General features: G+C 50.0%; 9 protein-coding genes and 2 pseudogenes. 6 read left to right on the top strand and 5 right to left on the bottom strand.

Features of this window, described 5'->3' with window-relative positions:
* Positions 1-2: 2 nt before the first annotated feature.
* The 6 genes and pseudogenes from speE to ACO0LN_RS12770 form a co-directional block, all read left to right on the top strand.
* Entirely contained in the window at positions 3-1,244 is a 1,242-nt protein-coding gene (gene speE, locus ACO0LN_RS12795; RefSeq protein ID WP_422974283.1) for a polyamine aminopropyltransferase, read from the top strand.
* Positions 1,245-1,265: 21 nt separating this feature from the next.
* On the top strand, positions 1,266-1,763 hold the full coding sequence (locus tag ACO0LN_RS12790) for a hypothetical protein (protein ID WP_422974281.1): 498 nt from the start codon (positions 1,266-1,268) through the stop codon (positions 1,761-1,763).
* Positions 1,763-2,896, top strand: a pseudogene (locus ACO0LN_RS12785) (glutathionylspermidine synthase family protein). Before ACO0LN_RS12790 ends, ACO0LN_RS12785 begins: the two are co-directional and overlap by 1 nt.
* A gap of 8 nt (positions 2,897-2,904) precedes the next feature.
* Entirely contained in the window at positions 2,905-3,312 is a 408-nt protein-coding gene (locus ACO0LN_RS12780; protein WP_422974279.1) for a DUF350 domain-containing protein, read from the top strand.
* A 135-nt stretch (positions 3,313-3,447) separates the two neighbouring features.
* Positions 3,448-4,173: a 16S rRNA (uracil(1498)-N(3))-methyltransferase gene (locus tag ACO0LN_RS12775; RefSeq protein WP_422974277.1), complete on the top strand. Its 726-nt coding sequence runs from the start codon at positions 3,448-3,450 to the stop codon at positions 4,171-4,173.
* Positions 4,151-4,596 (top strand): annotated as a pseudogene (locus tag ACO0LN_RS12770) (YidB family protein); the annotation flags it as partial. The gene ACO0LN_RS12775 and the pseudogene ACO0LN_RS12770, both read left to right, overlap by 23 nt.
* 174 nt (positions 4,597-4,770) lie before the next feature.
* Here the strand turns inward: ACO0LN_RS12770 and ACO0LN_RS12765 are convergent.
* From ACO0LN_RS12765 to ACO0LN_RS12745, 5 genes are all read right to left on the bottom strand, one after another.
* Positions 4,771-5,412, bottom strand: coding sequence for an alanyl-tRNA editing protein (locus ACO0LN_RS12765; RefSeq protein WP_422974275.1), 642 nt, complete (start codon positions 5,410-5,412; stop codon positions 4,771-4,773).
* Positions 5,409-6,317, bottom strand: coding sequence for an ADP-ribosylglycohydrolase family protein (locus ACO0LN_RS12760; protein WP_422974273.1), 909 nt, complete (start codon positions 6,315-6,317; stop codon positions 5,409-5,411). The genes ACO0LN_RS12765 and ACO0LN_RS12760 overlap by 4 nt, the downstream gene beginning before the upstream one ends.
* Before the next feature lie 110 nt (positions 6,318-6,427).
* On the bottom strand, positions 6,428-7,048 hold the full coding sequence (locus ACO0LN_RS12755; protein WP_422974271.1) for a glutathione S-transferase family protein: 621 nt from the start codon (positions 7,046-7,048) through the stop codon (positions 6,428-6,430).
* A gap of 131 nt (positions 7,049-7,179) precedes the next feature.
* Positions 7,180-9,972: an Ig-like domain-containing protein gene (locus ACO0LN_RS12750; RefSeq protein ID WP_422974269.1), complete on the bottom strand. Its 2,793-nt coding sequence runs from the start codon at positions 9,970-9,972 to the stop codon at positions 7,180-7,182.
* Positions 9,973-10,501: 529 nt separating this feature from the next.
* Complete coding sequence (locus ACO0LN_RS12745; protein ID WP_422974267.1) at positions 10,502-10,999, bottom strand: protein-tyrosine phosphatase family protein; 498 nt, start codon at positions 10,997-10,999, stop codon at positions 10,502-10,504.
* Positions 11,000-11,016: the final 17 nt, after the last annotated feature.

Genomic DNA, 11,016 nt, shown 5'->3' with positions numbered 1-11,016 from the left:
TTATGGAAGGCTTACACCTGACCGCCGACTGCTTTGACTGTGAAGCAGCGCCAGAATATTTCGTCAGCCCACAAAGCCTGCGTCTTTGCCTCAGCGAAATCACCATCGCTGCCGGCCTAACCATTGTTGGGGAAAAATTTCACCCCTTCAGGCATGAAGATGGCAGCCCGGCTGGCGTCACAGGAGCCTTGCTGCTGGCAGAGTCGCACGTCGCCATCCATACCTGGCCAGAACGCTATGCAGTGACGCTGGACGTGTATGTCTGCAACTTCAATCATGACAATGGCAGCAAGGCCAGGCAAATTGTCGATGCATTGATTGCTGTTTTCCAGCCACGCACAGTCTCGCGTCAGGAATTGCAACGCGGTGAACATGGTCCCGCCATGGCCTTTGAAGCTCTGACAGAAGATAGCTTTGCAGTCACCCGTATCAATCAGGTATTGGCGCGCCAGCGTAGCGCCATGCAGGATATCGAGATCGCCGATACCACCAATTTTGGCAAGGTCATGCGCATAGACAGTGCCATGATGACTTCAGAAAAAGATGAATTCTTTTATCATGAATGCCTGGTGCACCCTGCGGCGATGACCCATCCGGAACCACGCACTGCCCTCATCATCGGTGGTGGCGATGGTGGGTCTTGTGAAGAATTACTGAAACACCCCAGCATCGACAGCATCACCCTGTGTGAAATTGATGAAGAAGTCGTCAAGATGGCACGTCAGCACCTGGCAAATATTCATCGAGGTGCACTGGATGATCCAAAAATACAACACCGTTATGAAGATGGTTTTGCCTATGTCCATAACAGCACAGAACAATTTGACCTGATACTGCTGGACCTGACCGACCCGATCAGCCCAAATGGTAGCTCGCTGGCAGCCACCTGCATGACAGAAGAATTTTTCCAGGCTTGTGCGCAAAGGCTGACTGAGCAAGGCATGCTGGTACTGCATCTGGGCAGCCCCTACTATCATCCACAACGCTTTGCTGGTACCTTGAAGAAACTCAGCAATATATTTCCGCAACTACATCCATATACTGTCTTCATCCCCCTGTACGGTGCTTTATGGGGGATGGCTATTGCCAGCAAGCATGGCAACCCATTATCGATAAGCGCGTCAACGGTAAATCTTCAGATCAAACACCGTGGTTTGCCATTGCTAAAGTATTACAATGGCGATGTGCATCAGGCATTATTTGCCTTACCCAATTATGTGAAAGACCTGATGCCGCGACCCTAACATGGGAAAACAGGAGAAACCGTGAGTGCCGGAATAAGCAAACAACATGGCAAACGCAGAGTCAGCCGCACTCTGCCGCTAATGCTAGTGACCAGTGCTGCCCTGACTGCGTGCAGCGTCAGCAGCGATAGTGCCGACAATACTGGCAGTGGCGGCAGCCAGGAACTGACATCCATACGCGATCAGTATAAAAACCTCGAAGACTGCCAGAAAGACTGGGGTACTGGCACGGCCTGCGAAACCGTCGCCTCCAGTACTGACCTCAATGCCGCCAGCATGCCAGCCTCATCGACTGGTAGCAGCTACACCGGCACTAGTGGCAGCCACTACAGCGGATACTCACACAGTTTTTTCGGACCATATTATTCGCCTGGTTATCGTGACAGGGTGCAGAGAAATTTCGGCGTCAGCAATTCTGGCAGCGATCACGCCGTCAGCCGCAGTGTATCCACCAGTCGCAGTAGTGTCAGCCGCGGCGGTTTTGGCGGCACTGCACACGGCCATAGCGGGGGTGGTTAATGATACGCACTTCATTAACGCCACGCACGGGCTGGCAGCAGCAATTTGAATCCCTCGGTTTTACTTACCACTCCATCGATGGTCTCTACTGGGATGAACGTTATGCCTATCGTTTTACTGCCGACCAGGTAGATACACTGGAACAAGCCAGTCTCGACTTGCACCAGATGTCATCGCAAGCGGTGGACCATGTCGTCAGACACGGCATGCAAGAAAAATTTGCCATTCCCCAGGCCTTCTGGTCACAAGTTGAAGACAGCTGGCGCGCAAAAGAATTTTCTTTGTATGGCCGGTTTGACCTGAGCTGGGATGGCACAGGCGCACCCAAGATGCTGGAATACAATGCCGACACACCCACCGGACTGGTGGAATCCAGTGTCGCACAATGGTATTGGTTGCAGGATGTATTTCCTGATGCTGACCAGTTCAATTCCCTGCATGAAAAACTCATAGACCAGTGGAAAAAATTCCCTGGCAAAGGCCTGTTGCACTTTGCCTGCGCAGGTGGCAATGAAGAAGATGAAGGCAATCTCTCTTACCTGCGCGACACAGCCATACAGGCGGGCTTTGCCACCAAGCAGTGCGCGATAGAATCGCTGGGTTGGGATGAAGACGAAGGCGTGTTCGTCGATGATCTCGACAGCCGTATCGATAACCTGTTCAAGCTCTACCCATGGGAATGGCTGTGCCGCGAAGACTTTTCCAATCATTTGCTGAAGCGTCCCATGCGCATCATAGAGCCAGCCTGAAAAATGATCTTGTCGAACAAGGCGATATTGCCGATATTGTGGGAACTGTTTCCGAATCACCCGAATCTACTGCCCGCCTATTTCGATGCATGGCGCATCAGCGGCAACCATGTGAAAAAACCTCTGTACTCACGAGAGGGAGAAAACATTTCCATCTATGCCAATGGTGAAGTGATGCATACTGGTGGTGAATATGGTGAAGAAGGCTATATCTATCAGGCTTATGCACCACAACCAAAATTTGATGATGGCATCACACCGGCTTACACCTCCATCGGTGCCTGGATAGTGGGTGATGAACCCGCTGGCATAGGCATACGCGAAGATGAAACCCTGATCACCAAAAACACCAGTCGTTTCATTCCCCATTATTTTGTAGAATAGGATGCTCCATGAGTGAACAATTACTGGCACACGGCCTACTTGCCTTCTTCAGCCATATTGCTGCCGCTTTCATCTTGCTGGCGATATTTGTCGTGGTGTATATACGCATAACACCTTACCGTGAAATTGCCCTGATACGAGAAGGTAATATTGCAGCAGCAGCCAGCCTGTCTGGCGCTGTGCTGGGTTATTGCACGGCGTTGGCGTCGGCCATTGCCAACAGTGTCAGCCTGATCGATATGTGCTTCTGGGGTGTGATAGCGCTGGCAATACAATTGCTGGCCTTTGGCATCGCGCGTTTATTGATACCCGGTATTGTCTCTGACATACCCGGCAATAAAATTGCCTCTGGCGTCTTTCTTGGTGCCTTGAGTCTGGGCCTGGGTATGCTAAATGCTGCCTGCATGACCTACTAAATTGGACATACGAAAAAGCGCTCCAGCTGCGTTGTAGCTCCTAGTCGTACTTAAGTACTGCCGTCGTCGCTACGCTTGCTGGAACGCTTTTTCGTAAGTCCCTTAAAGAAATTGCTTCCGAACAAAGAGAATTGAATGCCACGTTTTTACTGTCCTCGCCCTTTAAGCATAGGGATCACCATCGACCTCCCTGATGAAGTCGCGCATCATGTTTTTGTGCTGCGCCAGAATGTGGGCGATAACATCCATATTTTTAATGGAGAAGGTGGCAGCTATGTCGCCACTCTGACCCAGGTCGCCAAGAAAAACGTGACCGCAGAAGTCAAAGTATTTTTGCCAGAAGAATGCGAATTGCCTTATTCACTGAACCTGGTGCAGGCACTGCCAGAAGCATCCAAGATGGACTGGATCATTGAAAAAGCCATGGAACTTGGCGTCAGTGCAATCCAGCCCTTGGCAGCGCAGCGCTGCGTCGTCAGGCTGTCTGCAGAGCGTGCCGAGAAAAAGCAGGCGCACTGGCAAGGCATCATCGTTGCAGCGGCTGAACAATGTGGGCGCAACCGCCTCGCTCACCTGGCACCGCTCATGAATTTCAACCAGTGGCTGAGCCAGCAAGATATGCATCAGAGAATATTGCTGACCCCGCGCGCAGAACAATCACTGGCAGACTGGTCACGCCATCATCCCGCACAAGCTGTAAGCTTAATGATCGGGCCTGAGGGCGGTTATTCCGATGAAGAAGAAAGTCTCGCTATTAAACACGGCGTGCTGGCACTGTCCATGGGGCCACGCATATTACGCACCGAAACGGCAGGCCTGGCTGCGATTGCCATGTTGAATGCAGCATGGGGTGGCATGTAACGGACTCAGCAAATTAAAAGAGAAAATTTCCATCGCCGTAAAACATTGTCAAATTTCATACAGAGTTCACAATTCCCGCCGATACTCAGATTTACACTTGCTGCACTTTATCAATTCAAAGAGGAACATCATGGGATTACTCGATAGCGCATTAGGCATGCTTGGCGGCATGAACCAGGACAATGATGGCAAGGCAGGCTTGATGCAGGCAGTGGTTGCCATGCTGGGTGATAAACAAGCTGGCGGCGTTGGTGGCTTGCAAGCCCTGATCAGCGCGTTCCACCAGGCTGGCCTGGCTGACATCGTGCAGTCATGGGTGGGTACGGGACAAAACATGCCCATATCCGCTGCACAAATCCAGCAAGCCTTAGGGGGCAACTGGCTGATGCTGCTGGCATTTCACATGAAGGTGCAGCAAACCACCTCGCTGAATTTTTGCCAGGCATCATTGATCACCTGACGCCCCATGGCCAGGTGCCCGAAGCTGGCAATATCAACCCGGCTGCGGTGCTGCAACAGTTTTCATCCCTGTTCGGCAAGTAAGCATCAACAGCTTGCCAGGAAAAAACAGCGGCAGACTCTCCTGCCACTGTTTTTTTAAGGAGCAAGATAAATCTCTACTCTCTCCTTACCCCGCCCTATATTGTTACGCTTCAATTTTATGTGCCCCAATTCTCCAGTACGTTTGACATGCGTACCGCCGCAAGGTACTCGGGAAAATCCTGCAATTTCCCAATAACGTCTTTCTGTAGCTTCATCTTCAAAAGCGCATGTGATGTCGAGATTTGCATCTATAATGGTCTGCGCTTCTTGCATATAAGCAGGCAGCAAGGGGGCAATACTTTCAGGCCAGACAAAGTCTATACGTGCCTTGTCTTGTGCGATATGCGCACCGACCTTGCCCACACCTGGCAAGGATTTGTAAAACAATTCCAGCACTAGCTCAGCAGCAAAATGCAGGCGCATGATGCGATAACGTCTGTCCCAGGCTATGCAAACTTCCACATCCTGCCCAGCCAGCAAGCCGTGGTCATCAGCCAGTGTATATACCAACTCCAGCCCCTCCTTGCGCGCTGTAACAACTGCTTGTCCGGCAATGCTGCCATGATCACTTTCCTGCCCACCAGAGAAAGCAAAGAAAATGCTCGATGCGAGGTAAACGTCATTGCCATCCACTTTACTGACTTGCGTTTGCAAACTGGTTTGATACGGGTCATTCCAAAAAAATTTCTTTGTCAATTTGCATCCCTGGATTCAAGATACCAGTCTGGCAGAGCTTCGCGTCTCGCTCTCCAGCTGTCAGGGATACCTTTGTCGCCGACGAATGAGGCAACGACACCTCCTGCAATCGCACATAAAGTATCGCGATCCCCGCCTGCACTGACAGTCAGCCACATGGTTTTTTCAAAATCTTCCAGTGTCTGTCCGCAACACCACAAGGCCAGCGGCACTGTATCTTGCGCCGACATATTGTTCCCATTCCCGAGAAGAGAAACCAGAAAATCCATAGACCCGGCAGTCTCTATGGACTGAGCGCGAACCAGTTTGGAACGCACTTCACTTTGCGGTAACAAGTCGATAATCTTTCCTAAAAATTCTGCATGTTTGGGTCTTATTCCCGCATCGCTGTAAAGGCAAGCCTGAGCGGCAGCCAAAGCAACAGCAACGGCTCCCGCTATTCCTTCTGGATGCGCATGTGTCACTTCGGCAGACAAACTTGCCTGCCTCATTAACAAACCCAGGTCATCGGCGAAATATGCACCCAATGGTGCTGCACGCATGGCAGCGCCATTACCATACGAACCCTGCCCTTCAAAAGCGCTGGCAACCACCTCCTGCCATGCTTCGCCAGCATCAATACGTGCCAGCACTCTGTGCATGGACGGACCATAGGCACGGTCATAGCTGTAGTGTTTCGCAAAACTTTTTGCGAGGATGTCCTGATCAATTTCACCATGACTGCGCAATACATGTACGATGGACAAAGTCATCTCTGTGTCATCAGTAAAGTACCAGGTGGCCTCAGGTAGTTGCTGACCCTCAGCAAGAAGCAGTTGATTTTCTGTCTGAAAAAAACACTGTCCAAAAGCATCGCCGATGGATAAACCTTCCAGTGACGTCAGTGCGCGTTTTAATGATTTCATTATTCAGGTATTTTTTATTGATGCTAGACAAACTCAAAATCAAAGGCGGATTCAAGTTTGATCTCAACCGTAAATCTTGATTTGATTTTCTGTCAATGGCAATGCCATATTTAAGATACGCCCTGACTGGCAATCGGACAAGCATTGCGTATCTCAGCATCTGACATCAGGAAAGTCCAGTGTTGTTCGTAACGTGGCAATTCAGTCGCAAGTCGCCCCAGGTCCAATGCTTTGCGATAAATGATACTGACAAAAATATCTGCCATCGTAAATTGATGGCCAACTGCAAATTGACTTTGTAGCCATAAACGATTTTGCAATTTTTCCAAATTAATAAACAACCAGTTGGCACGCACTGGCCGCATCTGTTCCTTGCTCCAGTCGGGATGATAAAACCGGACGGTACTGCTATTTTGCTGGGGGTGTATGGAAGAATTGACTGCCTCGCAAATCTCCCGCACCTGTGCGCGCGCGAAGGCCTCGGTATATTGCAGTGGTGGATTGGGCGCAATCTCTTCAATGAATTCCGCCATAGCCATGGATTCACTGAGGGCGATGCCATCGACTTCCATCAGCGGTACGCGGGCAAAGGGGCTCAGCAACCTGACCTGTTCACCAACATCACCCAAGCCTACATCAATGCGCTCGTATGCGATTTTTTTATAGTCAAGTATCCACAACAGGCGTTCGCAGCAGTTTGCATCTGGTGCGTGATAAAACCTGATTTTCATTTTGATCTCCGGCATTCGTTGGGTAGATAGCTTGGCTAGATGACATATATTACCGCGAATCGCACAAATAAAAAAAACCCGCCAGACCTGGCGGGTTTTCTCGTTTTTTCTACTTCAGCATATAAAAAAGTTTATTGCGAAATCAGCGATATATCATCGATCAGGAAAGATGTCGCTGTCACGCTACCTTCAACACCCACAAAATACACGCGTATGGTCTGACCTTTATAGCTGCTCAGGTCAAAGGTTTTGTTGACATAGGTCGTACCCTTATTCAGGTTCGAGTACGTCGCCAGTGTTGCCAGTACCGTGCCACTGCTGTTTTGAATTTGCAGTTTGAGAGTATCGTAAGCCTGGGTAGTAGTGGTTTCGTCCGAGCTGACTTTCAGCCAGAAACTCAGGCTGGCGGATGTTGCTGCGGCAGGGATAGTCACTTGTTGATACAGAGTATCAGTGTGAGCGCTGCCATAGCCATTGAGCCAGGCTTTGTAGCTGCCTGTGCGCGATGTTTCAGAACCGCTGTTGCTGATCACGCCTGAGCTGGCAGTCCATGAACTGGCACCACTCTCGAAGCCGCCGTTGGTAATCAACTGTGTAGAAGTACTGTTATTGACAGTAAAACTTACGGTAGAAGAAGTACCAATATTGTTGGCAGCATCATAGGCTTTGGCCACCAGGCTATGCGTACCGTTTGACAAAGTAGTTGAATTCAATGTCGTTGAGTATGGTGACGTTGTGCTGGTCGCTTTCAGTGCACCATCGACATAAAACTCCACTTTGGTCACGCCCACATTATCTGTCGCTGTCGCTGACAGACTAATGTTACCGCTTGTGCCGCTTTCACTGGCCGACACTGTAGGTGCAGTCGTATCACTGACAGGGTTATTGATAGTGAAGCTGACTGCCGATGAAGTACCGACATTATTGGCCGCATCATAGGCCTTGGCGACCAGGCTGTGGCTGGCGTTTGTCAAGCTTGTGGAGTTCAGCGTCATGCTGTACGGTGTACTGGTAGCGGTGCCTTTGAGTGCACCATCGACATAGAACTCAACTTTACTGACACCGACATTATCTGTCGCATTGGCAGACAAGGTGATGTTACCGCTAGTACCGGATTCGCCTGCACTGACTGTCGGTGGCGTGCTGTCCGTACTATTCGACTGGGTAACCCAGATAGGTGCTGACCACAGAATTTTACCGTCATCCTGGGTGATCTTTGCATAGTAAAAATGCTCACCCACTGCCGGGGTAATCGTTGTCGTTGCAGTGCTGGACAATTGCGTGACTGTGCCATTACGGCCTGGTACACCTTCATAAATCACAACGGTAGAAACAGTTCGCCCACTGGTGCTGGCGAAATTGCTGACCAGGGTCAATGGGCCACTATTGGTGAAGCGCTCACCCATGATATGGCCATTCGCAGTCAGGATGATTTGCGAAGTCTTGTCCATGGTGGCAAAGATGCGGCGTGCCTTCATGGCATCGACGAAATTTGCATTATTCAGAGCAGCACCGTTTGCCAGCAAGATGCCGGTACGGTTGGTATAAGACGCACCCCAGTTGGCACAGTGATTATCCTGGTCTGTCGTAAATGCAACGTGGAAACCGGCTTCCAGTGCCTTGTTACATGCACCTTCATAGGTGCTGCGGCTGGTTTCTGTCTCTGTGGTGTTGGTCGAGAAAGCTGAAGTATTCAAAACTTCGCAGGCAACCATGGCCTGGTCACCGTCAGCGGTGTAGCCAAGTGCAGTACCATTGACAATGAACTGACCACTGCTCGATGGATGATTGAACTGCCCTATCCAGCCACGCTGACGCATCAGGGTATACAAGCCAGCATAATCATTCTTGGCAGTCAGTGTATCGGCGATCAACTGATTGCTGCTATTGTATTCCCAACCCAATAATTCATTGGAGTTGAAAATATTCATGTGGCCGCCATTGTTGATGACGCCCCATTCCAAACCGTAAATCGCCAGGAAGCCAGCATGGCCAGAATTAAAACTGCTCGCCGCGGTCAGGCCTGACTGATACAGGTTCTTTGCTGTTACCGGGTTGGCCGAAGTATTCGTGCTGTCAGAACCATCATACATATGGTTGTGCTCAGACGTCATCAGGAAATCCAGGCCCTTGTTCAAGGCAAACTGATACGCATCTGTAGGGCCATAGGCAGCAGATTGCGGGTTTTGCGCGCCTGTGCATGAAGTCAGCTCACCACCACCATCACTGTGATTGGTCTGGCTGTGCAGGTTGCCGTAGTAGATAGTGTAGGGCAAAGAACCTGTCGCCGCTGCTGGCGGCGGTGCCATGCCTGCGACAGACTTGGCTGTAGATGCCGTGGCAAGTGCCTTGCTGGCCTTGGTCGGCAAGGCGGCAAAGCTTGGCATTTTTGGTGTTGCCAGTTTGCCGACTTGCAGCGGCCAGTTTTGTGTAATGATTTCTGTATCGTGGACAGCCAATGCGCGCTCAACCGTGCTGGCAACATCGCCAGCGGGAGACGCCTGCAGCGCAGATGTATCCGTCGCCTTGGCGGTAAGCCTGACTTGATAGACGCCATCTTTCAAGGCTGCGCCAGTTGGGCCACGGCCACTCCAGAACATTTGTGCGGTGACAGTTTTCTTGAACAGTTTTTCTGTGCCATACCAGCGGTCAACGACCTTGCCATCACTGCCCAGCAATTCCAGACGCCAGGTGATGGTCTGCTCTTTCGTCACGTAGGGGTATTCAAACTCCATCGTGAAATAGCGGGATTCGGCACCGGCTTTTGCATCCGAGCGATATGGCACATGCAGACTTGCGTCAAACTCGTGATGATCCGGGATAGACGCGTAGGCTGCGCCCATGCCCGCAAAACTGACTGTGAAGATAAGACCGAGTTGCAACGCCAGCGCTTTTAGCTTGCCGGCTTTTTCTAGACCTTGCATAAAAATATTCCCCCTGAATGATTGTTCATTAGTATTGATCTATGTGGCCGTCTCGCACATATCCCCATCCAGATGAAAGTATCAAAGCAGAGTCATACTTTGCCTGCACATATCCCCCTCAGGAATACGCCTATCTCGCTTCTTTTTCTTCAGCCTTTTGTTCAGATATCCGTAAGCAGCCATTCTTGTACAGCTCTACTATTTTTCTTACCACCATGCTGTCTGCAGCTTTCCAGAAACGAGATTTAACGACAGTTATATTAAGCAATCGTTTGCGCAAACGATTACTAGATTAACATCCGCTTATGTCAGTTTTGTTACCAAGGTTTGACTTTTTTTAACAAATTTGTGAAAAAACCACTCTTGCTTATCTGTTTTGTGCATTTCTATGACTTTTGCACCACAATTTTTGTAGGTGCACCAAAACAGACGAGAGAATGTTTTTCCTGAAGGAAATTTAAATTTCCACAGTGAAATATTTATCAAAAAAGATGAATAACAAAATCTGCGCAGAGCAGAATTTTGCTATTCATGCGCGCAATGCGGCCTGATGCCTGTTCAGCCAATCGATTTGTTCTTCGGTATCGGGAACGGTAACACCGCGTGCCTTGCTGATCGTTGCCAGCGCAGCATTAGCATCAAGCCCGTGTCGTATTAACACTGCTGCAGCAAGCAGGTCAGTCCGCCCTATTCCGGCGCGACAGTGGATGACGGTATTGTTCCCCTTGAGAATGTCATCATGCAATTGCTTCACTATTTTCTGCGTGGCAGAAAAAGAAGATGGCAAGCCTCTGTCCTTGATGGGGTAATGCATAAAATTGATCTGATTTGCTGCGCATAAGTCTGGTGCAGCCTGCAAACCCAGGTCACGTATTTCATGGGTCTCTAACAACGAGACCAGTCGACTTATACCGAATTGTGAGATCCCGCGAAATTCATCTTCTATCCATTCGCCTGCGACGGGTTTGGCCATGACGACCAGGAAGCCTTGACCGATTTGGGTAACTCTATAAATATCTGGGCGCATTGCTATTTGCTGTTGAG

The organism is Undibacterium sp. TC9W, assembly GCF_049339865.1.
Classification (GTDB): Bacteria; Pseudomonadota; Gammaproteobacteria; order Burkholderiales; family Burkholderiaceae_D; genus Undibacterium.
Note: the sequence above shows the minus strand (reverse complement) of the source record. Positions and strands in the feature narration are given on the sequence as shown.